Here is a 24,920-nt window from a genome sequence, read left to right as displayed (position 1 = left end):
GGATGTCACAGACCGGTCCGTACACCACGAGACCCACGAGCATCGCCGAGCTGCGCGAGGTGACCCAGCCTCCCGAGGTGCGCGGTCGTCGCAACGCCGAGCACTGGACCGCGTCGCTGTACCTGCGCAATCTCTCGCCGTACCTGACGTGGATGCTGCTGAAGACCTCCATCTCGGCCAACGGCGTGACGGGGCTCATGATCCTCGTCGGCTGGTCGACGGCCGCGGCGCTCCTGATCCCCGGCATCTGGGGTGCCCTGCTCGCGGTCGTGCTCGGCCAACTGCAGATGCTCGTCGACTGCTGCGACGGCGAGGTGGCGCGCTGGCGGCGCACCTCGTCGCCCGCCGGGGTCTTCCTCGACAAAGTCGGTCACTACTCGACCGAGGCGCTCATCCCGCTCGCGCTCGGCATCCGTGCGGCCGCCTACCCGCTCGAGTTCCCCGCCGACTTCCTGTGGACGACGATCGCGGCGCTCCTCGCGCTCGTGATCGTGCTCAACAAGGCGCTCAACGACATGGTGCACGTCGCCCGGGCGAACGCCGGACTCGCGAAGCTCGCCGACACGCACGGCGAGACGGCGCCGCGCGGCGGACTCGTGGCCAAGCTCCGCAAGGCGGCCCGATTCCTGCCGTTCCACCGCCTGTACCACTCGGTCGAGCTCACGCTCATCGTGTTCGCCGCGGCGATCGTCGGGTTGTTCGTCGGCCAGCCGATCACCGACCGCGTCGTGCTCGCCGTGCTGCTGCCGCTCGCCCTGCTCTCCCTGATCGGGCACTTCGTCGCGATCATGGCCTCTCGTCGTGTCCGGTCCTGACGCGGCACGCTCCGCTCCGCCGCGCGTCGGCGTGGTCGTGCTCACCATGGGCACCAGGCCCGACGACCTGGCACGAGGCATCCGAAGCATCCTCGACCAGCAGGGCGTCGTCACCGACGTCGTCTGCGTCGGCAACGGCTGGGACCCGGCCACCGCCGCGCCGTCGCTGCCTGCGGGCGTGAAGACGCTGCACCTTCCCGAGAACCTCGGCATCCCGGCCGGTCGCAACCGCGGGGTGCCGCTCGTGACGGGCGAGGCCCTCTTCTTCCTCGACGACGACGCCTTCCTGCCGAGCGAGACCTTCCTCGCCGACGGATGCCGCACGCTCGCCGAGCGGCCCGAGATCGGCCTCCTCCAGCCGCGCGTCGTCGACCCGACCGGCAGTGTCTCTCCGCGCCGGTGGATCCCGCGGATCCGCAAGGGCGACCCGGCGCACTCGAGCAACGTCTTCTCGTGCTGGGAGGGCGCCGTGCTCATGCCGCGTGCCGTGTTCGACGCGACCGGTGGCTGGGCCGACCCGTTCTTCTACGCGCACGAGGGCATCGAGCTGGCCTGGCGGGTCTGGGACACCGGGCACGTCGCGTGGTACGCCGGCGACCTCGAGGCGGGGCATCCGGTCATCGACCCCGCTCGCCACGCGTACTACTACCGGCTGAACGCCAGGAACCGCGTCTGGCTCGCACGCCGCAACCTGCCGGCCGTGCTCGTGCCGTTCTACGTCGGCTCGTGGACCGCGATCCAGGTGCTGCGGTGGGCGAGGCAGCCCGCGGCGCTGAAGGCATGGTTCGCCGGATGGCGCGCCGGATGGCGCGAGCACCCGGGGGAGCGGCGCCCGATGCGCTGGCGTACCGTCTGGCGGATGACCCTCGCCGGTCGCCCGCCCGTCGTGTGACCCGGTAACGATCGGCTCTCGGTGCTGCCGCGGCACCGGGAACGGAGCATCCGCTCAGCCCGGCCTCGCTACCCTTGGACAGTGGGATTGAGGAAAGACGCGCGACGCGCCGTCAAACTGGCCAAGGACATCATGTGGTCCCGACGTGCGCAGCGCTCGCTCGGCGTGAAGCTGGCCGAGCAGGAGCCGTTGCCGGCGCACCGATTCCGCATCGGCGTCTACTTCGCCGACGGCAAGGTCAACCTCTACCAGCTGCGGCAGTGGTACGCCCCGCTCGCCGAACTGGCTGAGCGCCACCCCGTGCTGATCCTGAGCCGCGCGTCGGGTGCCGCGCTCAAGCTGCTCGACGAGTCGCCGGTTCCGGTCGCCTACGTGCGCCGCGTCGCCGACCTCGAGCGGGTGATCGCCGAGCAGGACCTGCACCTGATCTTCTACGTGAACCAGAACGCGAAGAACTTCCAGATGATGCGGTACGGCCGCCGGTGGCACGTGTTCATCAATCACGGCGAGTCCGACAAGATGTACATGACCACCAACCAGTTCAAGGCCTACGACTACTCCCTGATCGCGGGCGACGCGGCCAGGGCGCGGCTCGAGAAGGTGCTCTGGGACTACGACTTCGACAAGCGCGCGATTCCGATCGGGCGCCCGCAGGCCGACCACTACCTCGACGGCACGACGCTGCCGTACACGCCCGACGAGCGCGAGGTCGTGCTCTACGCGCCCACCTGGGAGGGCGACCGGGACGCAGCGGCCTACGGCTCGATCGCGTCGCACGGCGTCGCCCTCGTGCAGGGGCTGCTCGCGACCGGGCGGCATCGGGTCATCTACCGGCCGCACCCGCGCTCGGGCGTCGTCGACCACGAGTACGGCGCCGCGAACCGAGCGATCATCGCCGCGATCGAGGCGGCGAATGCCGCCGATCCGACGGCCCGGCACTTCTTCGACAACGGTCCGAAGCTCGGCTGGCAGCTCGCCGCCGCCGACGTCGCCATCGTCGACATCTCGGCGATGGTCTACGACCGGCTGGCGGCCGGCAAGCCGCTGCTCGTCACGCGCCCGGTCAACCCCGAGGCGCAGATCGACGCGTCGGGCTACCTGCAGGCATGCGAATGGCTCGATGCCGCGGATTCCGCGATGATGGTCGCTCGCGTCGACGAGGTGTCGCACGACGACTCCGCGCTCGAGCGACTGCAGTACTGGGTCGAGCGGTACTTCGGCGACACGACCCCCGGCGTGACGACCGCGAGGTTCCACGGCGCGGTCGACCATCTCATGGCCGAGTGGGAGCGGTTCGCCGCCCTGCACGCCGGTGACGGCGAGGTCGACGAGAGCGACGTGCGCGCCCTCGAGCAGGACGACGAGGAGATCGAGGCGTAGTCTTCGACGTCCTTCGACGTCGGGATGGCACCCAGCCGACTCAGCTCCCCGAATCGCCGTCCGCGACGCGATGCCGTCGCAGCATCTGGTCACCCGCGTCGACGTAGCCCTCGAAGAGGCCGACGACGGCGCGGAGACGTTCGCGCGCGTGTTCGCCTTCGGTGAGCGCCGCTCCCGAATGCAGCGTGCGGATGAAGGTTCGCGTGCGTTCGTGACTCGCGGCGAGCAGTTGCTCGAATCCGCCGACGGCCTCCACGCGGAGGCGGCGGCTGCCGGGCTGGGGGAGCGTTCGTGCGAGCCCCCACGACACGAGTTCGCGGACCGCGGTGCTGACGCCGCCGGTGCTGAGGCTCAGCTCGGCCCCGATGGTGTCGAGGGTCTCCGGTCCGGTCCTGAGCAGCAGGAACCCGTACACGCGCCCTGTCGCGCGGGAGAGATGCCAGGATGCAAGGGCATCGCCGATCGACTCGATGAACTCGGTGCGCTCGTCGTGTTCAGGCATGGGGGGCCGATGCGAGCAGGTCGCGAATCGCGATCGTTGTTGCCTCGGGCGCATCGAACGTCACCACATGGCCGGCGCCGGTGACCACCCGCTCGCCGATGCCCTCGGCTCTCGCCCACGCGTGCATCGCCGTCGCGATGTTGCCCGTGCGATCCAGTTCGCCGCGGATGAGGCCGAGCGGGACGGGCACGCGGTAGTCGGCATCGGGTTCGACGAACGAGACCGTCGCGCGCCAGACGTCGAGGAACGCGCGCTTCGGCATGCGCGCGAACATCGCCTCGGTCATCGCGATCGCGCGAGGCGTGACCGCCGAGGCGCGAGCGAGCATTCCGGGCAGTCGCGACGCGGGAATGAGTGACAATGCGGGGGCGGCGAGCCGGAGCGCGGCGCGTTCGCCGCGAGTGAGCGGTCCCGTGTTCCAGGTGGAGTCGATCACGATGAGCGCTCCTGCTCGGCCCGGATCCCGGCGCACGAGCGCCTGCGCGACGTTGCCGCCGAGCGAATGTCCCACGAGGGCGGGATCGTCGAGGGCGAGGTGGTCGAGGAGTGCCGCGAGATCGTCGAGCGCGGCCGGCCCGGTGAAGGGCGTGCCGGGTTCGAGGTGCGAACCGCCGTGGCCGCGCTGATCGAAGGCGACGACCGAATGGCCGGCCTCATGGAGGGCGATCGCCTGTGCATCGAACATGGAGTGATCCATGCCGGCGCCGTGGACGAGCACGACCGGCCGCCGATGACCGTCGAGCATCGCGAAGCGGAGCGTCGCGCCCTCGCGGACGAGGGTGCGATCCAGATTCAGCATATTCTGAATATAGCGAAACTACGGGGCGTCGGGAGACTCTCCGGTGCTGTCGGCGGATTCCGGGGCCGCCCCGTCGTCGGGTCGTCGGGTGATCGCCCCGCGTGCGGCCCGCCCCGCGGCCTGCCCCGCCGACTGGATGCCGCGGCCGGCGGTAAGCACCACGCCACCGACGGCGTTGCCGGCGCGCGACAGTCGCGACGCGACCGAGGTCAGGAGGGAGTCGCCCTCGCGCGGCTCGAGGTCGAGCGGCAGCGTCGCGGGCGGCTGGCCGAACGCCAGCCGTGACTGCTTCAGCACCCGGCGTCCGAGCACGTGGTTGCCGCCGCCGCCGATGGCCGCACCGATGCCGAACGGGATCGCCTTGCCGATGATGCCCGCGCCGCCGCGCACCGCGAACTGCTTGATGAAGACGCTGCGGAGCTTGTCGGCCACCGGCCCCATGATCGCCTTGGGCATGCTGTTCGTGATGAGCTCGCCCCAGTAGACGTTGCGTGCCGCGCCGGAACCCGAGGCCTGCCCGGCGAGCTGGCGCACGAGGTCGACGCCCTCGTTGCCGAGCATGAGGGTCATGACGAGCGCCCGGGCGCGGTCGGGGTTGTCGATGGCGATGCCGTGCACCTCGGCGACGGATTGCGCGAAGAGCGCGGTCGCCTCGAGGAAGCCGGCCGTCTCGACGCCCGACAGCGCGAGGGTCACCCCGGTGCCGATGCCCGGGATCACCGCGGTCGCGCCGACGGCGGCGCCGCCCGTCGTGACGGCGGCGAGGTAACGGCGTTCGAGGATGCGCACGATCTGCTCGGGGCTCGCACCGGGCGAGCGCCGACGGATGGCGCGGAGGTGGGCGACCACGATCGGGCGCTGCACCGCGAGCACGCGGTCGATGCCGCGTTCGACACCGTGGGCGCGGCCCTGGTCGGCCGTCTGCTCGTTCGGACCGCCGGGCCCCATCGAGGTGATCGTGTGCACGCGCTCTGCCATAGTGGGGTCGATCTTACGAGACCCGCCCGTGCGTTTCAGCTCGCGCGGTCCAGCTACTCGGCGCCGTGTTCGGCGTTGTAGCGGGCGAGCACCTCGTCGATCGGTCCGTCGAGCACGAGCGCGCCCTTGTCGAGGTAGAGGCCGCGGGTGCAGAATCGGCGGAGGTCTCGTTCGTTGTGCGAGACGAAGAACAGCGTGCGGCCGCCGGCGAGCAGTTCGTCGATGCGTCGGTAGCACTTCTCGCGGAACGCCTTGTCGCCCACGGCGAGCACCTCGTCGACGAGCATGATCGGCTCCTCGAGCTGCGAGATCACCGCGAACGCGATGCGCACCTTCATGCCGCTCGAGAGGTGCTTGTAGGGCGTGTCGAGAAAATCGCCGATGTCGGCGAACTCGATGATCTCGTCGAACTTCGCATCGATCTGCGCGTTCGTCATGCCGTGCAGGCCGGCCGTCAGGTAGACGTTGTCGCGAACGGTGAGGTCGTCGACGAAGCCGCCGGTGATCTCGATGAGCGGGGCGACGCCGCCGGTGATCTCGACGGTGCCCTCGTCGGCGATCATGACGCCCGCGACGAGCTTCAGCAGGGTCGACTTGCCCTGGCCGTTGCGACCGACGACTCCGATGGCCTCACCGGGGCGAACCTCGATGGAGACGTCGCGCAGCGCCCAGAACTCACCGGGGCGAGTGCGACGGCGGCGGCCGGCGAGGAGGTCCTTGAACGAGCGGCGACCGCGGCGATTGCGCCGGAAGCGGATGCCGAGACCGGTGGTGCGAATGGCGAAGGGGGCCGGGGAATCGGCGGTCGTGGCATCCAAATCAGATCTCCTTCAGTACCTGGCGCTCGGCCGAGCGGAACACCCACAGGCCGACCGCGAGGATCGCGAGCGACATGAGTGCGGAGATCGCGATGTTGAACCAGTCGAGCTCCTCGGGGAAGAACCCGGCGCGGTAGATGCCGAAGATGCCCGAGAGCGGGTTGAACGCCGCCCAGAAGTGCAGCTCCGGCGGCAGGTCGGTGACGCCGTAGATGATGGGGGAGGCGTAGAACAGGAAGCGCAGTGCGAGCTTGACCGCCCGCTCGAGGTCGCGGAAGAAGACCACGAGCGGCGCGACGATCAGGGCCACGCCCGCGGTCAGGATCGCCTGCAGCACGATCGCGAGCGGGAAGAGCGCGAGCTCCCAGTGGACGGGCGCATGGAAGATCACGACGAACAGCGCGAGCACCGGCAGCGCGAGCAGGAACTCGATGCCCTTCGACAGCACGATGCGGTTCACCCAGATCGTCCGCGGGATCATCGTCGAGCGCACGAGCTTCGCGTCCTTCAAGAACGCGCGCGTCGAATCCGAGACCGCACCGTTGAACCACATCCACGGGAGCAGCGCCGACAGGAGGAACACGATGTAGGGGTCGGTGCCCACCGGCCGCTGGAAGACCTGTGTGAAGACGAACCAGTAGATGCCCGCCATCACGAGCGGGTCGAGCACCGACCACACGTAGCCGAGCGCCGACGTCGAGTAGCGCACCTTCAGGTCGCGCGTCGTGAGCAGCCACAGCGAATGGCGGTAGCGAGCCCATGGCGTCCGCTGCAGCGGATGGGCATCACCGTATGCGTTCGGCACCGTGCTCGTCACGCTCTCATCGTAGATGCCGCACCGGGGTAGATTTGTCTGCAGACGGGTGGCAAGTGCCGAGCCCAGTCGGAAGGAGCCTCGTGCACCGCACCAGCACCCGCGTCATTCTGAGCTGCGCCGCGATCGGCGTCGGCGGCGGCCTGTTCGCCGCAGGCGCGGGATACGCCGCCGGACTCATCGCCGGCATCGCCCCGATGCTCTACGGCATCACGATCGGGTCGCACTTCCTCCCGAGCGCCGTGGCGCTCGCGCTCCTGAAGCGCCCGGGCGTGGGCATACTCACCGGTTTCATCGCGGGTCTCGTCGGTGCGGCGTTCGCTCCCCACTGGATCCTCCGGTTCCTTGGCACCGGCCTCCTGGTCGGTGCGCTGCTCGAGCTGCCCTTCTTCATCACCCGGTACAAGAACTGGTCGCCGTGGCTGTACTACGTCGCGGCGGGGGCATCCGGCCTGCTGCTCGCGGCGGGCACCTTCATCGCCCTCGGCCCCGAGCATTACGCGCCCTGGTTCTGGTCGCTCTACCTCGCGATGTTCGCACTCAGCCCCATCGCCTTCACCTGGCTCGGCCGCGTGATCGCCGCCTCGCTGGCCAGGGCGGGCGTGGCCCGCACTCTCACGACGGGGCGCTGAGCGCCCCTGAGACGAAGAAAGAGAAGAGAGCGGATGCCTCGAGGCATCCGCTCTCTTCTCTTCTGTCGTTCAGCGCTGTGGTGCAGGTCACACGAAGTGGTTCGCGCGCTCCAGGTCTTCGGCGAAGTCGATCTCGACCGCGTAGAGGTCGGAGATGTCCATCGGCTCGACGAGGATGCCGTTCTGCTCGATCGCGAGCTCGAGGCCGCGCTCGAAGTAGTCCTGGTCGCCCACGCGGTGCAGCTGCGCGAGGAACGTGGCCTTGTCGCGGCTCGAGATGTAGTTGATGCCGACGGCCTCGCCGAGTCCGCCCCTGACGGTCTTCGAGAGCTCCTTGATGTAGCCCTCGGCGCTCGTCGTGTACTTCACCTCTTCGTCGGACACCTTCGAGGTGTTGACGGTCACGAAGGACTGGTCGCGTGCGATGTAGGGCAGCGCGCGGTCGAGGATGCTGGGGTCGAAGACGACGTCGCCGTTCATCCACAGCACGCCGCCGGGCTGCGACGCCGAGAGGGCGCGCATGAGGCTCTTCGAGGTGTTCGTCTGGTCGTACTCCTCGTTGTAGACGAACGACGCCTGCGGGAACGCCTCGATGATGTGCTCGAGCTTGTAGCCGACGACGATCGTCACGTTGGCGTCCGCGCCGAACGCGTGCTCGATGTTGTCGAACTGCTGCCGCATGATGGTGCGGCCGTCGCTGAGTTCGGTGAGGGGCTTGGGGAGGGATCGCCCGAGCCGGCTCCCCATGCCGGCTGCGAGAATCACGATCTGGGTCACTGCATCTCCTTCGGTGGGTCGGATGCCCCGGGCGCTCGCCCTCGTCGCCGAGGATTCGCCCGGATTTCATCCGGAAGTTCACATATGGACACGCCGTTATGCCGATCCTCAGGATATCGGGGGGCCCATGCCGCCCACCATCCGGGGGACAAGGTCGTAGTGCGATCGTGATACGACACTCAGCCGATACCCAGTTTCCTCCTGAGAACCGCACGTGGCGACGTTCGCGGAAGCGGAGCGGGTTGATAGGTTGTCTGGGTGACTTCTGTTTCGCGCTCCGAACACGACGACGAAACTGCCGAAGGCACCGGCGCGGGGGCGTCCGAATCGACGCAGTCCCAGCCGGAGCGCTCGGCGGCGGCGGCCGTGCGCCCTGCGCGGAAGACCGCGCCCAAGACGACCGCGGAGAAGAAGGTCCCGGCCGCCAGGACGACGGCGGCCAAGACCGCTGCGGCGAAGACCGAGGCCGCCAAGACGACGGACGCGAAGAGCACCGCCGCGAAGAGCACCGCCGCGAAGACGGCGACGGCCAAGACGGCCGCGGCCAAGACGACCGCCGCGAAGACCGCAGCAGCCAGGACCGCCGCGGCGAAGAAGCCGGCCGCAGAGCCCGCCGCCGACGGCGAGGCACTCGAGAGCCCGCCCGCGTCCAAGCGCACGGCCGCATCCCGCACGGCGTCGGCGAAGGCCGCCGCCGCACGCGGCGAGGCGGCGAAGACCGCGCGCACCCCGCGTGCATCCGCGGCGAAGAGCACTGGCGCCTCCGGCGCACGCACCGCAGCGGCCGCGACCGCGGCGACGCAGCGCCAGACGCAGCGGGTCGCCGCCGCGCTGACCACGGAGACGACCGCGGCCGAGCGCCCGGTACGCAAGGCCCCCGACACCTCGGCCGCAACAGTCTCGGAGCCGCCGGTGGCGCCCGAGTCCCGCACGGTCCGATCCGAGATCGACGAGGACACCGTCGAGCGCGCACCGAAGCGGCCAGCTGCGGCTGCCGCTGCGGCCTCCGCCGCCGTGGTGGCGGCCGGCGCTGCCGCCGTCGCCGAGACGCCCACGCTCGAAGCGCCGGCGGCCCCTGCGCCCCCGTCGGCGCCTGCTGCTCCGGCCGTCGACGCGCCCGCGGCATCCGGGAGCGCGGCGCAGGCCGTCGCGGTGATCGCCGCACCGAAGAAGTCGGCAGCGCGCAAGAAGCGCATGCTGCGACCTGCGCGCACGGCTCCGCCGGCCGGTGCACCGAAGGTGCTCGCGATCGAGGGACTCGTGAAGCGGTTCGGCGAGAACACCGCCGTCGACGGCATCAGCCTCGACGTGCGGGCCGGATCGTTCTTCGGCATCGTCGGACCGAACGGCGCAGGCAAGACGACGACGCTCTCGATGGTCACCGGACTCCTCCGTCCCGACGCCGGCAGTGTGCGCATCCACGGCATCGACGCCTGGGCGAACCCGCAGGCCGCCAAGCACGCCACCGGCGTGCTGCCCGACCGGCTGCGGCTCTTCGACCGGCTGACCGGTGCGCAGCTCCTCTACTACTCGGGCGTGCTCCGCGGCCTCGACAGCCGCACCGTGCGCGAGCGCAGCGCCGACCTGATCACGGCATTCGGCCTCGACGATGCGGTCGACCGGCTCGTCGCCGACTACTCGGCCGGCATGACGAAGAAGATCGCCCTCGCCTGCGCGATGATCCACTCGCCGCGACTCCTCGTGCTCGACGAGCCGTTCGAGTCGGTCGACCCCGTGTCGGCGGCGAACCTCACCGAGATCCTCGAGCGATACGTCGCGGGCGGCGGCACGGTCGTGCTCTCGAGCCACGGCATGGACCTCATCGAGCGCGTCTGCGACTCGGCCGCGATCATCGTGGCCGGGCGGGTGCTCGCGGCGGGCACGCTCGACGAGGTACGGGCCGGACAGACCCTCGAAGACCGATTCGTCGAGCTCGCCGGCGGACGCAAGGCTGCGGAAGGCATGGAATGGTTGCACAGTTTCTCCGACTGAGCGCAGCCGTTTCCTGACGTCAACCGACGTCGCCCGAAGCACCCCTCACGTCACCCGCTTTCGCCCGGAATTCCGGGGAAGTTGGACCTTCTAGGCCGGGCCGTATCGGGCGGCGATGGGGTGCGCCGGAGCGCCTCAGCGGGGCGCGGGCGCGGGGATTTCGCGGGGTTTTCTGACGAGGGACTGCGCAGCCTGAGGCGCGGATCGAATCGTCGCACTAGCATTCGTGTGTGCCACGTTCCAGCGCCCTCAAGCCCGCCCGCGCGTTTCGGCCTGCCTCAGACCCTTTCAAGATCGGCCGCCCGGTTCCCGTTGCGGTTCAAGTGGGCTTCTGGACTCTGCTGCTCCTGTCGATCATTCAGGCGGTGACCGTTGTCTGGTCGCTGGCCGTGTTCGACTGGGACGGGTACATGGCGGAGTGGGTGCACAGCTTCGAGCGCGACGGCCAGGAGCTGCAGGTGACGCCGGAGATCGCGATTGCGACAGTCGTCTTCGGTGTTGTTGTGAGCGCAATATCGATCGCTCTTCGCGTCGCCTTCACGCTGCTTCTGAGGCGAGGCTTCAACTGGGCACGGATCGTCGCCACGGTGCTGTTCGGTGCTTTGCTGCTTCCGCCGTACATCTTGGACGGCATCGCCATTCTCGTGATGGCTCTGGCGATTGCAGGGATCGTGCTCGTCTGGCTCCCGCAGTCGAACGCCTTCTTTCGGGACGTCAAGCAAGATCGAATCGCTCACAAAGCGAAGCAATTCTCCTGAGCTGGTCCCGTCGCGAGGGCGTCTTTCGGTCCGTAACGATTCGATAACGCAGGTGACTTTCGACGCCCACCCGGCGCTAACCGTTGCGCGCCTTCTGCCGACCGACGATGACCGATGCGCCGGTCAGTGGATGTGGCGCGCCAGTCAGAGACGGTCGGTAACGGTGCAGTTCGGGCTCGTTGTCAGTTCTCGACTTCGCGTGCAGTCTTACCTCCTGCCGCGCACAGGGCATGGCGTCGAGAAGGGAACCAGCATGAAGATCAAGCTCACCAAGGACGAGTACCAGGGCCACGTGACGGATGCCATGGATTCGATGCACTATGTGGTGTTCACGCAGTGGCAGGCGATGGAGGCGCGCCCATCGTTCGAAGTCTTCTTTGAAGAGGCGTACCAGACGTTCAAGTGCAACTATTTCCCGGATCCTCCGGGCGATGGGTTGAACGTGCCAGAGGCTCGGTACTCGGACGAGACGCCGTTCTGATCGCAGCACGGAGGCCGGGAGGGCCGAACCCCCCGGCCTCCTCTGTCGGCTGCACGGTCGCTGCGTGGCGAACGGCGCGGGTCGGTAGCCCGGCGAGCGTTGGCCTCCCCGTCGCCTTACAGCGGCGTGTAGTCGGTCAGCCGTTCGGGTAGCGCCTTCGGGTCATGTCGCGGACGACCTGGGCGCGGGACTGATCCCGGGCGCGGGATGAGCGGATGACCTGTAGCTGCTCCTTGCCGGTGAGTGGTCGACGGTTGCCCATCGGATCGCGGCCGAACTCGGGAGACGAGTACTCGCCGGGCTGGTTCGGGTCGAACGGTTGAAAGTCTTCAGGGCGCTTGCGCATGATGGTTCCTCCTGCGCTCAAGTCAACCTCGATCCGCTCTCCGCACGCGCGGCAAGGATGTCCATAACGCCCAGATCAGACCTCGATTCGTGCCTCCAGCGGCGGTAGCCGACCGCCCGGTAAAGTTGACTTATGTCAACTAACGCAATGCCGGGGAGTCGGCTCGACCAGCTGATCCCCGACGACATTGATCGGGCGCTCACCCGTCTTGTGCGGATGTCGGGCGTCTCGAAGAAGGCGCTCGTGACGGACGCTCTGCGCGGCTATCTCGTCGCGAAGGGCGTCCTGCCGGCCAGCACGTCACGCGTTGAACCCACTCCCACAAGAGGACGCCTCGCGGCGTCGAAGAGAAAGGAATCCCAGTGACCCTTCCGAAGTTCCCGGCCAGCTCGGGGCCGGTCATGGCCACCAGGCTGGACCGCCAGCGCGGCCAGTACCGCGCCAAGGCCGACGCCCTGCGCGACACCCTCGCGAAGCTCGATGAAGTGTGGGCCGAGGCGTTCGCCGAGGACGACAAGCGCCAGACCGCCCGTGACCGTGTCGCTGAACTCGCGCAGAAGCGCACCCGATAGGAGCAATGAAATGGACAAGATTCACCCGGACGAAGCGCGGGAGATCGTGCGCCAGCAGAGCTTTCCGAATACGGAGGCCGAACGAGAGGCCGTCTCGGCAGTGGACGCCGCCGTCATGGACGGGATCAGGCGCTACGAAGGACAGATCGTCGCCACTGCGCAGCAGTTCCTTGACTCAAGCGCGATCCACACCGAGGCGGCCACGGAGATCGTGGACGCGCTCGCAGAAGAGATCCGATACCCACTGAAGGACGGCGCTCGCCCTACCCCAGAGCTCGCGGCCCGGTATGAAGCGCTCCGACGCCACGCCGAGCACGCGATCGCTGCTCTCGAAAGCGCAGAAGCCGAGGCGGAATGGCATCAGGCTCGCGCAGCAGACCCGCACGCCGCCTACTCAGCGCTCATGACGAACTGGCCGCTGATCCGTCCAACTCTGCCGATCTGACGCCTGAACATGGACAGCGGGCGGGAGCCCTACTCGCTACCCGCCCGCCTGAAGGAGGAACCACATGCCCATCATCAACGAGCTCAACGCTACGCTGAACCGCTATCCGGACGACTCGCTGCCCACCTACTGGGAGCGCAGCCTGAACTATCCACATGAGCCGGCTGAGCTCCTGTCCCGTCATGAGACGCCGACTCGACTGCTCACCAACACTGAGCGCGCCACCGTCCGCATCGACGCACCCGAGCCCTTCGACTGCCCGCAAGGCTCCGGCATTCTCTACGAGGCGACCGTGCGCCTTGCACTGTTCCGCAGCCGAGGCGTCCTGCCGCATTCGAGCGGGCACTACATCGCTCGGCAACTGGAGTCGGTTTTCGGCAGCCGTCACCCGTTCGCTCAGGTGCGCGCTTTGGTCGGGTGGGAACTGCTCCGAGCGCTGGACGCCGCCGACCTCGGCACCAACGTCTGGATCTCGGGTGAGCCAACCGAACCGCTCGGACGCTACCGGCGAATGAGGCTCGCCGCGCGATGTGCAGAGTTTGGAAATTCGCACGCTGAGCGGCGCGTAAGTGAAATCCGATAGCTCTAATTCGCCCGCTCAACTCCGGCGAGCGCCAACGGCCCGAGTTGACACAGAGCGAACCGGTGCGTAGCTTCGCATCACACAACTGAACAGAAGTGCTTGGGCCGTAGCGCGCTACGGAGAGCTAGGGGAAGGACCCCGAAACGTGAAGACCACCCGAAGAGGGCGGTACGTTTCGAGGTCTTTTTTGTTGCCTCCGAGCGTTTCGTCCTCCTCACCGAGAGGAGAACCGAATGTCCATCGAGCACCCCAGTACCCCGCAATACTGGGACTACTACACCGCGCCAGATTCGCCGATTCTACGAGGGCTCGGCGTTACAGATCGCCAATTGCGCCGTGCTCGTGAACAGGGCAAGCTCTCGGGCATCAAGCTCGCCGGCAAGGTCCAGTTCAGCGACGAGCACCTTCGCGAATTCCTTGAGCGCTCCACCTTCCGCGCAGTTCGGTAGGCGATTCTGTGACTGCGCGTGAAGTGCCACGCCCACTGGCACTGTTCCTCATGACCGCCGAGCGTGTCATGTTGCCAAATCACCATCGCTATCGAGTCATTGAAGGCGTTGGCGACCAGTACACAATTCCCTGCCCTGCACACGACGACGACAACCCGTCGCTCTCCGTCGGCTGGGGCGACAGCAGAGTCATCCTGAAGTGCCACGCCGGATGCGACTCGGTCGACGTGCTCGCCGCGCTTGATCTGACATGGAAAGACCTCGAACAGCCGCGCACCATCGTTGATACCTACAGGTACGAGGACGAAGACGGGCTCTTGCTCTACGAGGTTGTCCGAACCGATCCAAAGAGCTTCTACCAGCAGCGGCCCGACCCGAGGCATCCCGAGCGGCGCATCAAGAACATGCAGGGCATCAAGCCAGTGCCATACAACCTGCCGGACGTTGCCGAGCTGGTAGCTCACGGTAGGGCCGACGATGTGATCTGGATCGTTGAGGGCGAGAAGGATTGCCAGGCGATGCGCGCCGCCTACGGTCCGTTCACTGTTGCGACGTGCAACCACGGCGGCGCAGGCAAGTGGACCTCGGAGCACTCCGCTCATCTCGCCGGATTCGTGGGCACGATCCGGATCGTGGCCGACCGTGACCTTGCTGGATACAAGCACGCCATCAAGGTCTACGACTCAGTTCGCGACGTCGGAGTTGAGGTTGAGCTGTGTCTGCCTGCGGCTGGGAAGGATGCCGCCGACCATGTCGGTGACCACGGCATGGACGAGTTCATTCCGGCGTCCGTGAGTGCGCTGACCGACCTGAAGAACGCCGCCGAAGACGTCGCCAAGAACGCCGCGCTCACAAAGGCGACTTCTTCCGAGAACACGCGGAATTCTTCGGCGCCGGGTCGGGTGGTGCTTCGGGCCGCCGCCGACATCATTTCGCGGCGCCAGAAGTTCCTCTGGACAGATCGAATCCCGCTCGGCGCGATCACCCTTTTCGCTGGGCGTGGCGGTGTCGGAAAGTCGAGCTTCGCGATCTGGCTGGCTGTGGAGGCCCAGCATGGTCGTCTCGACGGTGACCTCAAAGGCGAGCGAGTTGTCGTGCTTTACGTCAGCGTCGAGGATCACTGGGAGACCCAGATGAAGCCTCGCCTCATCGCGGCGGGCGCGGACATGACGCGGTTCTATCAACTCTCCATCGGGTTCACCGAAGACGCGGAGACCGGCGAGCGCGTGCCAAACCTGCCCGAAGACGCACCGCTGATCCTTGATGCGATTCAGCAGCAGACCGCCCCTGTGCTCGTCATCCTCGATCCGATCACTTCCACGATCCAAGGCGACGACCACAAGCGCGAGATCGTACGAATGGTTCTCGACCCGCTCGCGAAGATCGCCGGTGAAACAGACGCCGTTGTCGTCGGCATCATGCACTTCAACAAGGGCGCCGGTAACGCCTCCGACAAGCTCTCCGGTAGCCACGCCTACCGAGACGCCGCGCGCGCCGTGTTGCTGTTCGCCCGCGACGACGACAGCGGCGAGATCGTCATGTCACAGGACAAGGGCAACTACTCCCGCGAGATCGAGCACTCTCTCGCGTACGAACTCGTGGACACCGTCGTAGAGCTCGATGACGGCGACATCGGGCACGTCGCCCGCGTTCGCATCATCGGCGAGACGACCACCACCGTCGCGCAGATCATCAACCGACCCCTCGGCGAAACCAACGAGGTGGCGGAGTGGCTGGCGGACTTCATGCGTGCATCGGGCGGTCGTGTGGCCGCCACCGACGGAATCGAGGCCGGGAAGCAGGCGGGGTTCACCGAGTCCCAGCTGACCCGCGCAAGGCGGAAGAGCCGCCCTCCGATTCAGTCCGTGAAGACCGGCATGGGCGGCGGCTGGGAGTGGGTCTCCGAAGAAATCGACCGTGCCGAAGAATTCCGCGGAAACACCGAAGAAGTCGGAATTTTGAACACGGAGGCCTTCGCGACTTCTTCGGGCGAGCACGTTATCAAGAGACGGAATCGGCGGAAGGCCGAACCTGACGGGGTCCCATCGTGAGCCCCGTCCCACAAGCCCCCAGCCGAGCGACATCACTTGGTACGACGTGTCGGCGTCGTGTTGCTCGGCTGGGTTCACCGTCCAGAACAAGAACGACAGAAGTGGAGAAGTAGATGAATGAGCTGATGCAAGACCCGACCCTATGCAAGGCACGGAGGAGGTCTGACGGTGAGCCATGTCGGAATCCGCCGATGACGGGCTCGATGGTTTGCAGGATGCATGGAGGGGCAGCGCCTCAGGTTCGGGCGGCTGCTCAGGTGCGGATTCTTGAAGCGAGCGACCGCGCGGCGGCTCGTCTGGTGCAGATCATGCAAGACAAGAAAGTGCCCTACAACGTCCAACTCGCCGCCGCACGTGACCTGCTCGACCGGGCGAATATCGTCGGCACTCAGCAGGTCGCTATCGAGGTCGGCGTGAAGCCCGCATGGGAGCTCGCTCTCGAAGCCACCGGGATGATCGAGTACATCACTGTCGAGGATCCTGACCCCGCCGACATCGTTGACGCCGAGGTTGTGGAAGACGATCCCGCCCGCGACGACGCAGCCATTGAACGGGACGCGGCCCGCGCCCGCCTCAAGCGGCAGGGCCAGGCCCCGACGCTCCCCTCCGAGGGCAGCGAGGCACCGGCCTGGTACGAGCCGAACCCGAGCCGGCTGAAGCCCCTACGCCCGGATCGAGCGAGGCAGCGATGACGGCTGCGATCTGCTGGCGATCTGCGGCGAGTACGGCAGGAAGGCAGGCGCGGGGCTGGCGTACCGCGCGATACGGCCCTACATCGCCAGCAGCTCTGATTCGCCGCGACGAGTAGTGATGCAGCTGTTGTCAGGGTTCGCTTTCCCGAGCGGTGACGTCCGACACCGATCCGAAACGACCAAAGGAGACACGATGACGAGGATGCTCGCCTACCTCAGAGTCAGCCGCGCTGATCGGAACCGAGAGACCTCGCTCGGCATCGAGGCGCAGCGAGAAGCGATCACGGCCGCCGCAATCGCGAAGGGCTGGGAAATCGTCGGCTGGTACGAGGACGATGGACTCTCCGGCAAGGACACGAACCGTCCGGGCCTCGCAGGAGCGCTCCGAGAGCTACGCACCCGGAAGCGCCGCACAGCGGACGGTCTCGTCGTGGCGAAGCTCGACCGGCTCTCACGTTCGGTCATCGACTTCGGAGAGCTTCTCGACGTGTCCCGTCGCCACCGGTGGGCAATCGCCGTGCTGGACTTCGACCTCGACACGGGCACCGCGGTCGGCCGGATGCTCGCTGGGGTGATGATGCAGTTCGCTCAGTTCGAGCGCGAGGTCATCGGTGAGCGCACCTCAGCAGCCCTCGCTGTTCGGAAGGCCGAAGGTATTCAACTCGGCAAGCCCTCCCAGATCAGCGCCGACGTGCAGGCCGCGATCCTGCAACACCACAGGGCGGGACTCTCGTACTCGGCCATCGCCCGGCGGCTGGAGAGCGAGGGGGTGCCGACCGTGAGCGGCTCCGGGAGATGGACGCACACTGTCGTCGGTGGCGTAGTCCGCCGGTGGGAAGGGGTCGCGGCATGACCGCCATGACGCCCGGCGACATCATCCGGATCATGGAGCGCGCCGGATACACGAACCGGCAGATCGCCGTCATTCTCGTGCAGTGCGGCTTCCGAGTGGCGAACCGCTGATGGCACACGTTCGCGAGGTCACGCGGAAGGGCGGCAAAGCCTACGAAGTGCGTTGGCGTGAGGGCGGCAAGGACCGGCAGCGCACCTTCACCGCGAAGCGCGACGCTGAGCGGCACGCGCACAAGGTCGAGACTGCAAAGGAGACCGGCGCGACAACCGAGGCGCTGACGCGCGGCAAGACGTTCCGCGAGGTCGCAGAGGCCATGCTTGCGGCGCAGGCTCCTCGCCTCAAGCGCGGCACGCTTCTCCAGTACGAGGCGCTCTACAACGGGCGCATCTACGACACCTTCGGTGGGCAGCGGATCGCGCGGGTGGACTCCGCCAGCGTTCAGGCGTGGGTGGCCGCGCTCGCCGGAGAAGGGCTCGCCCCGAATACCATCCGGAACCACTACATCGCAGTGAACAAGGTGTTCACGTTCGCCGTGAAGCATCGCATCATCGCGCACAACCCGTCTCCCGCAGTCATCCTGCCCCGGATGGTCCACCGGGAGAGCTTCAAGCCGGTCTTCCTGACCATCGCTGAGGTGGAGGCTGTCGCTGCCGAGGTCGACCGCCACGCGCCCGGCTCGCAGTACGGGCTGCTCATCCGCTTCGCCGCGAACACCGGGCTCCGCGCAGCCGAGATCGCAGGTCTGCGGATTCGCGACCTCAACCTGTCAGCCGGCCATGTGGAGGTTCGCCGGACGCTCAAGCGGATCGCGGGGGAGTGGACCGTGGTTCCGCCGAAGTCTGCCCGGTCGTCGCGAGACGTGCCGCTACTGTCGCGCAGCTTGACGGCAGACCTGAGGCTCTACCTCGTGCAGCACCCCAAGAGCGGCGACCCCGACGCTCTGTTCTGGGCAGGGCTCCGGTTCGGACCGCACCCCGCCGACAGCAGCCCGCTCGACTTCTCTCGCCCGGTGTCCACGACGGCGGTTCGGATGGGCCACCTTGTCCCCGCAGCCAAGCGACTCGGGGTCACGCCGCACATGCGCTTTCACGACCTCCGCCACACCTTCGCGAGCCTCATGCTCGCCGCAGGCTTCCAGCCGTGGAAGGTGTCGCGCTGGATGGGCCACGCGAACGTCTCGACTACAGACACGATCTACGCGCACCTGTACCCGAGCGACTACGCCACGCAGATCGAGATGTTCGAGGCGTTCGCCGCCGAAGGCTAGTCGGTTGGGATGCGAGCGTGCAGGTCGTCGGTTGCCTCTGCAAGCCTGCGATCGAAGGTGTCGGCATCGATGCCAGCGGCAGCGGCAACGCGTCGCGTGACCTGATTTACGAGAGCATCTGCAGACTCGAACACCTCGCGAGCTTTCATCAACTCGGACAACATCGCCTCACGCCCTGAGAACGAGTGGAAGTCCACCGCACGATCCCAGAAGAAGGTGTGAGCGATGAAGTTTCGCAAGGGCAAAGCGCGTGCGAGTACGTCGTAGGCCTCGGTCTCCGCCGGCAGCGCCTTCTGGAATGAGGCAAGCAATTGACCGAAGGGCAGCCGCGCATACTTCGCAAAGAGCACGTCGAAGTTCTGCGCGGTTGGCGTGGGCGACTCGGAATTGGCCTTCAACACAAGCGTGTTGAGGATCCCCTTCTCCAACACCTGAGACGAGTAGTTGGTCAGGCCGTACTGCGCGTAGACCTCTCGCACTTGGTAGTCCGCGTCGTCGAGGTCGTCTTCACGCATGACCAGAAGCTCGCGCTCTAACTCCGGCGAGCCGATCGGCTCTTCCACCGGGCTACTCGATGGCCTCGTTCAACTTCAAGAACGCCTTCTCGAATCGTTCGACCGTGTCGGAGCTGATCGACGCGAAGAACTCGGGCTGATTGTCAGTCAGGGCATGAGCCGGAAGCGCGTGATCGAACGCGCCGTGCAGATCGAGGAGTTTCTTGATGATCGGCACCGGAGTCGCCGGGAGGTCTGATTCCTTCACGCTGCGGCCAAAGGCCCAGTTGTACAGACGCAGATAATCAGACGGCGCGAACAAATCCTCGATGTCCGCCGTCGCGGGTAATGTCGAGTCGATGTCTCCGATCGTGACGATCGTCTTCGGGTCGACGCCGTTCTCCACGGCTGCCTTGCGCGACCGTGCGACGATGGCGGCCGTAGTCGCACCGTCGACTAGTGCCGAGACTTTCAGCCGACGGCCCATCAGGGCGACGAACGCTGGCATATTCGAGATGCCGCCGACCGGGATGATCGCGAGCTTGGGGCTAAGCGGAGTCTTGCCGTTCTGCTCCATGTACGCGCTAAGCCGCATGAGATAGATGAAGTCGCTGCTGCCCTCGACTGCGAGGTGTGGGCCAGAGCCGAGGAACAGGTGCTGGCTAATCGTGTAGCCCAGTGCTGACTCGACTGGCAGGATCGTGTCGCGGTCAGCGGACAAGCTGACGTGCGTCACGGCGACGCCTCCCTCCTTGTCTTCGCGAGTTGCCTTGTCGTGAACGGCCCGCAGCTTTTCGTACACCTCAGGGTCGATCATGAACTGTGAGTGGGTTGTGTAGAGCGTTTGCTTTGATGCCCCGAGCTCGTTGAAGATATAGTCGACGAAATCCTTTTGTGCCTCGCCGTGGAGGCTCGTACCCGGCTCGTCCAACAGCACAATCACGGGGTTGTCCGTGTGGAGATACTCGCTGAACGCGGCGAAGAACGAGAAGAACCACTGGAACCCGGTAGACCGAGTCGAGAAGTTCGTTTCGACGTCACCATGCCGCGCGTCGCGAAGCTCGATCTTCAGTATGCGGTGATTCTCAGGCGTGTTCGTTGCCGGGTTTAGCACGGATACGTTGTCGTCCCCGAAGACCACCGCGAGGTCTGTGTTGACCTTCCAGTACTTGAATACCTCGCTGCTGAGGTCTCCCGCAGCTGCTTGAAGTTCGGCCTTTCGGCTGTCGTAGTTCGAATCCAAGAAGTCTTCCGGCGCCACGCCCGCATGCGCGAGGAGCGACACGACTGTCTGCTCCTGCTCGTGTAGCTCTTCACCGGCGTCTAGCTTGCGAGAGAGCTCGGTCAGATCGGTCTCGCCGGGCAGAACGCTGTAGTTGGAGAAGTAGAAGAATTTCGGAATCAATCTGGCGATTGCCTCCCGCTGCTCCTGCTCGATAGGAGCCCCCGAGCCGAAGTGGTAGCGGTACTTCTCGGCTGCGGCCGGGAACGATCCGACGGCTTTCGATCGTGCAGCTTCGGAACTTTTCAGGGTCTTCGCCAGCTCCTTCGCCTTTGCGATGGCGGCATCGAGGGTCGGTTCCTTGACAAGCTCAGCGACGTCGTCCTCATCGACCGAGGCCTCGGTCGCAGCTGCGGCGATCACATCCGCGAGATCAGTCTCGATCCACACGTAGTAGTTGTTGGAGTACGACCGCTCAGCAATCACCTTGCTCGTGGGAAGCAACGGCGCCGAGAGCTTGCCATCGAGAGCGTCGATGTCTGACTGCTCGACTAGGAACTCGCCACTGACCGGACAGGTGGACTCTAGGTTGGCGTCGTTCCGCCGATCCCTAGCCAACCGCCACCGCGGGTACTCGGTCACGAGATCGAATCGACGGGATTCCCCGTTGGCGGGGTTCAGTCGATGAAGTGCCTTCAGGATGGTCGTCTTACCGGACTCGTTCTTCCCGACCAGCGCTGTAACGTCTTCCTCGATCTCGATTCGCTGGGGTTCCACGAAATTCCTGAACCGCTGAATCGTCACTGCGCGTAGCTTCACTGCATTCCCTTCGATGGGCTTCCCTAGCCAGATCCTAGGGTGCACGTCCGACGCGGACGGCGATTGTCGTGGTGTTTAAAGTCTTCACTGCCCTCGAACTGGGTACATCCGCGCTCGTGGAACGAGGCGTAGAGACTAGACTCACCGGAGCAACAACCGACAAGGGGAGCGCGGGGTTTTCGCGGGGATGACACAGGCGACACTGACCGAACAGCCCAGTAAACACTGGGGAGTCGGGGTATGACAGCACAGTTTCTCCGACTGAAACTGCGCTTGCTCGGGAACATTTTCCGACGCAGCCCCTGGCAGGTCGTCGGCATCGTCATCGGGCTGATCTACGGACTGGGGCTGGCAGCGCTGCTGTTCGCCTCGCTCGTGGGCCTGCGCTTCGCCCCTGACGTGGAGCTCATCCGCGACGCCTTCGTCGTCGCCGGTGCGGTCACCGTGCTCGGCTTCATCATCGTGCCGCTGATCTTCGGCGTCGACGACACGATGGATCCCCGGCGCTTCTCGCTCTTCGGCCTGCCCGACCGCTCGCTCGCGATCGGCCTCGCGGTCGCCGCCGTCGTCGGCATCCCCGCGCTCGTGCTCGCGATCGTGCTCCTCGGCACGGTGGTCACCTGGTCGCGCGGCGTCGGGGAGACCCTGCTCGCGCTCATCGCAGCGGCGATGGCGTTCGCCACCTGCCTGCTGCTGGCGCGAGTCTCGACCGGGCTCGCCTCGCTGCTGCTCGCGACCCGGCGTGCCCGCGAACTCAGCGGAGTGCTCGGCCTGCTGCTCATCGTCATGGCCTCGCCGCTCATCGTCGTGCTCGTCTCGGTCGACTGGGCGAGCTCCGGTGTGCAGGTCCTGGAGTCGCTCGCCGGCGTGCTCTCGTGGACGCCGCTCGGCGCCGTCTTCGCGATTCCGGGCGACGCGGCGAGCGGTCAATGGGGCCCCGCAGTCCTGAAGCTCCTCATCGCAGCCGCGACCCTCGTGGTCATCTGGTTCGGCTGGCAGTCTCTCGTCGCCCGGATGCTCGTGACGCCGGGCCGTGAGGCCTCGGCCAAGAGCTACCGCGGACTCGGATGGTTCGACCGGCTGCCGCACGGCGTCGCGGGGGCCATCGCAGCGCGCAGCTTCACGTACTGGTTCCGCGACGCCCGCTACTGGGTCTCGCTCGTCATGGTGCCGATCGTGCCCGTCATCGTGCTGGTGCCGCTCAGCCTCGCCGGCGTGCCGACCGACTACCTCTGGCTCATCCCGGTGCCGCTCATGTGCCTCTTCCTCGGCTGGAGCCTGCACAACGACACCGCCTACGACTCCACCGCCGTCTGGCTGCACGTCGTCTCAGGTGTGCGCGGCGCGTCCGACCGCATCGGCCGGCTCGTGCCGGTGCTCATCGCGGGCGTGCTCGTCATCGGCCTCGGCAGCGCCGTCACGGTCTTCGTGCTGAACGACTGGCGGCTGCTGCCGTCGCTGCTCGGCGTGAGCACCGCGCTCCTGTTGGCCGGGCTCGGCGTCGGATCGATCACCTCGGCCCGATTCCCCTACCCGGCCGTCAAGCCGGGCGACAGCCCCTTCCAGCAGCCGCAGGCCACCGGCACCATCACGGCGCTCGTGCAGTCCATCACGATGCTCGGCTCGCTCCTCATCGCGCTGCCCGCCGTGGTGTTCGCGGCGCTCGGCATCCTCGTCGACCCGGCGTGGCACGCGGCATCCTTCGCCTGCGGCATCGGGCTGGGTCTCGCCGTGCTCGTGATCGGCGTGATCGCGGGCGGCAAGGTGTTCGACGCCCGCGGCCCCGAGATCCTCGGTGCCTCGATCCGCGCGTAGAATCGAACGCATGATCTCCTTCGTGCGCGCGAGCATCGCCGACCCCGGTACGCCCGGCGGTGGCACCGACGTCCTCGACCGCGAACTCGAGAAGCTCCTGCAAGACGAGGCCATCGAGCCCGGCGACCACGAGCGCTTCTCGCACTACGTGCAGAAGGACAAGATCCTGCAGTCGGCGCTCACGGGCAAGCCCGTGAAGGCGCTGTGCGGCAAGAAGTGGACCCCGGGGCGCGACCCCGAGAAGTTCCCCGTCTGCCCCACCTGCAAGGAGATCTACGAGAAGATGAAGGCCGAATAGCGGCTCGCCAACCGCGAGTGCGCGGCCGGCATCACCGGGCGCGCCCCGCCTCCGCTCAGTGGTACGTCGTGGGGATCACCGGTTCGCCGCGACCCAGGCGGAACGCCTCGATCGGCAGCTCCTGCATGACCGTGGCGCGGTGCGAGCGTGCGGCCTCGGTGCCCGCCGCCCCGAGGAACGCGGGGTCGGCCTCGCCGCCCGACATCAGCTGCACCATGAGCGGGCGCAACTGGCTGCCCGCCTCGTACTCCGCCTCGCCGCCCGGACCGTCGCCGACGAAGACGAGCTCCTCGCGCGCGGTGAGGGTCGAGTCGAGTCGGCGTGCGGCGTTCTTGCGACCGCCGACGCTCGCCTTCTGCGTCGACGCCTTCGCCACCGACACCCACTCGCCGGCGTCGTCGCGGCGGGCGACGAGCTTGAACACCATGCCGGCGGCGGGGAAACCCGAACCCGTGACGACGGCGGTGCCCACGCCGTAGGCGTCGACTGGAGCGCCCGAGAGACCGGCGATCGTGAACTCGTCGAGGTCGCTGGTCACGGTGATGCGCGTGTCGACGGCACCGAGGGCGTCGAGCTGCTCGCGCACGGCGGCGACGACGGTCGGCAGGTCGCCCGAGTCGATGCGCACGGCGCCGAGTTCGGGGCCGGCGACCTTCACGGCGAGCTCGACGCCCTTCGTGATGTCGTAGGTGTCGACGAGCAGGGTCGTCTTCGGCCCGAAGGCCTCGACCTGGGCGTGGAACGCCGCCTCCTCGGTGTCGTGCAGCAGCGTGAAGGCGTGTGCTGCCGTGCCCATGGTCGGGATGCCCCAGGTGCGCCCGGCCTCGAGGTTCGAGGTGGCGTCGAAGCCCGCGATGTACGCGGCACGGGCCGCGGCGACGGCCGCTCGCTCGCTCGTGCGCCGCGAACCCATCTCGGCGATCGGCCGGCCGAGGGCGACGGAGACCATGCGAGCGGCGGCGCTCGCGACTGAGGAGTCGTAGTTGAGGGTCGAGAGCACGACGGTCTCGAGCATGACGGCTTCGGCGAACGTCGCCTGGATCGTGAGCAGCGGCGAGCCGGGGAAGTACGCCTCGCCCTCGCGGTAGCCCCAGATGTCGCCCGTGAACCGGTAGTCGGCGAGCCAGTTGAGGGTCGCCGGTCGTACGACCTCGTGCTCGCGCAGCCATTCGAGGTCGGCCTCGTCGAAGCGGAAGCGCCGGATCAGCTCGAGCAGGCGCCCCGTGCCTGCGACGACGCCGTATCGCCGGCCGTCGGGCAGGCGCCTTGCGAAGGCCTCGAAGAGGCTCTCGCGATGGGCGGTGCCGTCGAGCAACGCGGCATCCACCATCGTCAGTTCGTATCGATCGGTGAAGAGCGCAGCAGACCCGGTCACC

Annotated in this window: 27 protein-coding genes and 1 pseudogene; 18 read left to right on the top strand and 10 right to left on the bottom strand. The window is 67.1% G+C overall.

Annotation, left to right across the window (positions count from 1 at the left end; all coding sequences use genetic code 11):
- Positions 1-2: 2 nt before the first annotated feature.
- From ASE14_RS18450 to ASE14_RS18440, 3 genes are all read left to right on the top strand, one after another.
- A complete protein-coding gene (locus ASE14_RS18450; RefSeq protein WP_056658569.1) occupies positions 3-815 on the top strand; it encodes a CDP-alcohol phosphatidyltransferase family protein in 813 nt (270 codons plus the stop codon).
- The gene (locus ASE14_RS18445; RefSeq protein WP_369816511.1) at positions 802-1,707 is read left to right on the top strand and encodes a glycosyltransferase family 2 protein; all 906 of its coding nucleotides are present in this window, start codon (positions 802-804) and stop codon (positions 1,705-1,707) included. Before ASE14_RS18450 ends, ASE14_RS18445 begins: the two co-directional genes overlap by 14 nt.
- Before the next feature lie 81 nt (positions 1,708-1,788).
- Positions 1,789-3,087 (top strand): CDP-glycerol glycerophosphotransferase family protein, encoded by a 1,299-nt coding sequence (locus tag ASE14_RS18440; protein ID WP_056658566.1) that lies wholly within the window; start codon positions 1,789-1,791, stop codon positions 3,085-3,087.
- A 40-nt stretch (positions 3,088-3,127) separates the two neighbouring features.
- Here the strand turns inward: ASE14_RS18440 and ASE14_RS18435 are convergent, their stop codons facing one another.
- From ASE14_RS18435 to ASE14_RS18415, 5 genes are read right to left on the bottom strand one after another with little or no spacing between them, the layout of a single operon-like run.
- Complete coding sequence (locus ASE14_RS18435) at positions 3,128-3,589, bottom strand: GbsR/MarR family transcriptional regulator (RefSeq protein ID WP_056658564.1); 462 nt, start codon at positions 3,587-3,589, stop codon at positions 3,128-3,130.
- A complete protein-coding gene (locus ASE14_RS18430; protein ID WP_056658561.1) occupies positions 3,582-4,388 on the bottom strand; it encodes an alpha/beta fold hydrolase in 807 nt (268 codons plus the stop codon). The genes ASE14_RS18435 and ASE14_RS18430 overlap by 8 nt, the downstream gene beginning before the upstream one ends.
- 18 nt (positions 4,389-4,406) lie before the next feature.
- Positions 4,407-5,366: a hypothetical protein gene (locus ASE14_RS18425; RefSeq protein WP_056658559.1), complete on the bottom strand. Its 960-nt coding sequence runs from the start codon at positions 5,364-5,366 to the stop codon at positions 4,407-4,409.
- A gap of 53 nt (positions 5,367-5,419) precedes the next feature.
- On the bottom strand, positions 5,420-6,184 hold the full coding sequence (locus ASE14_RS18420; RefSeq protein ID WP_200953382.1) for an ABC transporter ATP-binding protein: 765 nt from the start codon (positions 6,182-6,184) through the stop codon (positions 5,420-5,422).
- A 1-nt stretch (position 6,185) separates the two neighbouring features.
- Positions 6,186-7,001, bottom strand: coding sequence for an ABC transporter permease (locus ASE14_RS18415; RefSeq protein WP_369816510.1), 816 nt, complete (start codon positions 6,999-7,001; stop codon positions 6,186-6,188).
- 80 nt (positions 7,002-7,081) lie between these two features.
- Between ASE14_RS18415 and ASE14_RS18410 the strand changes: the two genes are divergently transcribed.
- Complete coding sequence (locus ASE14_RS18410; protein WP_056658557.1) at positions 7,082-7,630, top strand: ECF transporter S component; 549 nt, start codon at positions 7,082-7,084, stop codon at positions 7,628-7,630.
- Between the two features lie 87 nt (positions 7,631-7,717).
- Here the strand turns inward: ASE14_RS18410 and ASE14_RS18405 are convergent, their stop codons facing one another.
- A complete protein-coding gene (locus tag ASE14_RS18405) occupies positions 7,718-8,407 on the bottom strand; it encodes an NTP transferase domain-containing protein (RefSeq protein ID WP_255356109.1) in 690 nt (229 codons plus the stop codon).
- A gap of 1,194 nt (positions 8,408-9,601) precedes the next feature.
- Here ASE14_RS18405 and ASE14_RS18400 point away from each other — a divergent pair.
- The 3 genes from ASE14_RS18400 (at position 9,602) to ASE14_RS18390 (ending at position 11,638) form a co-directional block, all read left to right on the top strand.
- Positions 9,602-10,399 carry an ABC transporter ATP-binding protein gene (locus tag ASE14_RS18400; RefSeq protein ID WP_200953398.1) on the top strand — a complete coding sequence of 266 codons (798 nt, stop codon included), beginning with the start codon at positions 9,602-9,604 and terminating at the stop codon, positions 10,397-10,399.
- Positions 10,400-10,629: 230 nt separating this feature from the next.
- A complete protein-coding gene (locus tag ASE14_RS18395; protein ID WP_157373085.1) occupies positions 10,630-11,157 on the top strand; it encodes a hypothetical protein in 528 nt (175 codons plus the stop codon).
- A 52-nt stretch (positions 11,158-11,209) separates the two neighbouring features.
- Positions 11,210-11,638 carry a hypothetical protein gene (locus ASE14_RS18390; protein ID WP_056658552.1) on the top strand — a complete coding sequence of 143 codons (429 nt, stop codon included), beginning with the start codon at positions 11,210-11,212 and terminating at the stop codon, positions 11,636-11,638.
- Positions 11,639-11,774: 136 nt separating this feature from the next.
- Here the strand turns inward: ASE14_RS18390 and ASE14_RS18385 are convergent, their stop codons facing one another.
- Complete coding sequence (locus ASE14_RS18385) at positions 11,775-11,984, bottom strand: hypothetical protein (protein ID WP_056658549.1); 210 nt, start codon at positions 11,982-11,984, stop codon at positions 11,775-11,777.
- 362 nt (positions 11,985-12,346) lie between these two features.
- On the opposite strand from ASE14_RS18385, the gene ASE14_RS18375 reads away from it, so the two are divergent.
- From ASE14_RS18375 to ASE14_RS18345, 9 genes and pseudogenes are all read left to right on the top strand, one after another.
- A complete protein-coding gene (locus ASE14_RS18375) occupies positions 12,347-12,556 on the top strand; it encodes a hypothetical protein (protein ID WP_056658544.1) in 210 nt (69 codons plus the stop codon).
- A 10-nt stretch (positions 12,557-12,566) separates the two neighbouring features.
- Positions 12,567-13,001 carry a hypothetical protein gene (locus ASE14_RS18370; protein WP_056658542.1) on the top strand — a complete coding sequence of 145 codons (435 nt, stop codon included), beginning with the start codon at positions 12,567-12,569 and terminating at the stop codon, positions 12,999-13,001.
- Between the two features lie 64 nt (positions 13,002-13,065).
- Positions 13,066-13,584, top strand: a complete 519-nt coding sequence (locus ASE14_RS18365) for a hypothetical protein (protein WP_056658540.1) — start codon at positions 13,066-13,068, stop codon at positions 13,582-13,584.
- A gap of 233 nt (positions 13,585-13,817) precedes the next feature.
- The gene (locus tag ASE14_RS20725; protein WP_157373084.1) at positions 13,818-14,033 is read left to right on the top strand and encodes a hypothetical protein; all 216 of its coding nucleotides are present in this window, start codon (positions 13,818-13,820) and stop codon (positions 14,031-14,033) included.
- A gap of 8 nt (positions 14,034-14,041) precedes the next feature.
- Positions 14,042-16,084: an AAA family ATPase gene (locus tag ASE14_RS18360; RefSeq protein WP_157373083.1), complete on the top strand. Its 2,043-nt coding sequence runs from the start codon at positions 14,042-14,044 to the stop codon at positions 16,082-16,084.
- A gap of 113 nt (positions 16,085-16,197) precedes the next feature.
- Positions 16,198-16,305, top strand: a pseudogene (locus tag ASE14_RS21465) (hypothetical protein); the annotation flags it as partial.
- 36 nt (positions 16,306-16,341) lie between these two features.
- On the top strand, positions 16,342-16,776 hold the full coding sequence (locus ASE14_RS18355; RefSeq protein WP_157373082.1) for a hypothetical protein: 435 nt from the start codon (positions 16,342-16,344) through the stop codon (positions 16,774-16,776).
- Between the two features lie 118 nt (positions 16,777-16,894).
- Positions 16,895-17,629 (top strand): recombinase family protein, encoded by a 735-nt coding sequence (locus ASE14_RS18350; protein ID WP_235511498.1) that lies wholly within the window; start codon positions 16,895-16,897, stop codon positions 17,627-17,629.
- 109 nt (positions 17,630-17,738) lie between these two features.
- Entirely contained in the window at positions 17,739-18,896 is a 1,158-nt protein-coding gene (locus tag ASE14_RS18345; RefSeq protein ID WP_056658530.1) for a tyrosine-type recombinase/integrase, read from the top strand.
- Here the strand turns inward: ASE14_RS18345 and ASE14_RS18340 are convergent.
- Positions 18,893-19,459, bottom strand: a complete 567-nt coding sequence (locus tag ASE14_RS18340) for a hypothetical protein (RefSeq protein ID WP_056658528.1) — start codon at positions 19,457-19,459, stop codon at positions 18,893-18,895. The two genes, ASE14_RS18345 and ASE14_RS18340, sit on opposite strands and share 4 nt — an antisense overlap.
- A gap of 4 nt (positions 19,460-19,463) precedes the next feature.
- Complete coding sequence (locus ASE14_RS18335; protein WP_082601045.1) at positions 19,464-21,431, bottom strand: ATP-dependent endonuclease; 1,968 nt, start codon at positions 21,429-21,431, stop codon at positions 19,464-19,466.
- 273 nt (positions 21,432-21,704) lie between these two features.
- Here ASE14_RS18335 and ASE14_RS18330 point away from each other — a divergent pair, with 273 nt between their 5' ends.
- Entirely contained in the window at positions 21,705-23,246 is a 1,542-nt protein-coding gene (locus tag ASE14_RS18330; protein ID WP_235511477.1) for a hypothetical protein, read from the top strand.
- Between the two features lie 10 nt (positions 23,247-23,256).
- Positions 23,257-23,544 carry a DUF3039 domain-containing protein gene (locus tag ASE14_RS18325; protein WP_056658520.1) on the top strand — a complete coding sequence of 96 codons (288 nt, stop codon included), beginning with the start codon at positions 23,257-23,259 and terminating at the stop codon, positions 23,542-23,544.
- Positions 23,545-23,599: 55 nt separating this feature from the next.
- On the opposite strand, the gene ASE14_RS18320 is transcribed toward ASE14_RS18325, so the two are convergent.
- Complete coding sequence (locus ASE14_RS18320; protein WP_082601044.1) at positions 23,600-24,919, bottom strand: nicotinate phosphoribosyltransferase; 1,320 nt, start codon at positions 24,917-24,919, stop codon at positions 23,600-23,602.
- Position 24,920: the final 1 nt, after the last annotated feature.

This window comes from Agromyces sp. Root81, assembly GCF_001429165.1.
GTDB lineage: Bacteria > Actinomycetota > Actinomycetes > Actinomycetales > Microbacteriaceae > Agromyces.
This window is presented reverse-complemented; position numbering and strand designations above follow the sequence as displayed.

Coding starts and splice junctions, on each gene's coding strand:
- ASE14_RS18450 (WP_056658569.1), top strand. CDS start 3: ATGTCACAGACCGGTCCGTACACCACGAGACCCACGAGCATCGCCGAG.
- ASE14_RS18435 (WP_056658564.1), bottom strand. CDS start 3,589: ATGCCTGAACACGACGAGCGCACCGAGTTCATCGAGTCGATCGGCGAT.
- ASE14_RS18430 (WP_056658561.1), bottom strand. CDS start 4,388: ATGCTGAATCTGGATCGCACCCTCGTCCGCGAGGGCGCGACGCTCCGC.
- ASE14_RS18425 (WP_056658559.1), bottom strand. CDS start 5,366: ATGGCAGAGCGCGTGCACACGATCACCTCGATGGGGCCCGGCGGTCCG.
- ASE14_RS18400 (WP_200953398.1), top strand. CDS start 9,602: ATGCTGCGACCTGCGCGCACGGCTCCGCCGGCCGGTGCACCGAAGGTG.
- ASE14_RS18385 (WP_056658549.1), bottom strand. CDS start 11,984: ATGCGCAAGCGCCCTGAAGACTTTCAACCGTTCGACCCGAACCAGCCC.
- ASE14_RS18370 (WP_056658542.1), top strand. CDS start 12,567: ATGGACAAGATTCACCCGGACGAAGCGCGGGAGATCGTGCGCCAGCAG.
- ASE14_RS18365 (WP_056658540.1), top strand. CDS start 13,066: ATGCCCATCATCAACGAGCTCAACGCTACGCTGAACCGCTATCCGGAC.
- ASE14_RS20725 (WP_157373084.1), top strand. CDS start 13,818: ATGTCCATCGAGCACCCCAGTACCCCGCAATACTGGGACTACTACACC.
- ASE14_RS18350 (WP_235511498.1), top strand. CDS start 16,895: ATGCAGCTGTTGTCAGGGTTCGCTTTCCCGAGCGGTGACGTCCGACAC.
- ASE14_RS18345 (WP_056658530.1), top strand. CDS start 17,739: ATGGCACACGTTCGCGAGGTCACGCGGAAGGGCGGCAAAGCCTACGAA.
- ASE14_RS18325 (WP_056658520.1), top strand. CDS start 23,257: ATGATCTCCTTCGTGCGCGCGAGCATCGCCGACCCCGGTACGCCCGGC.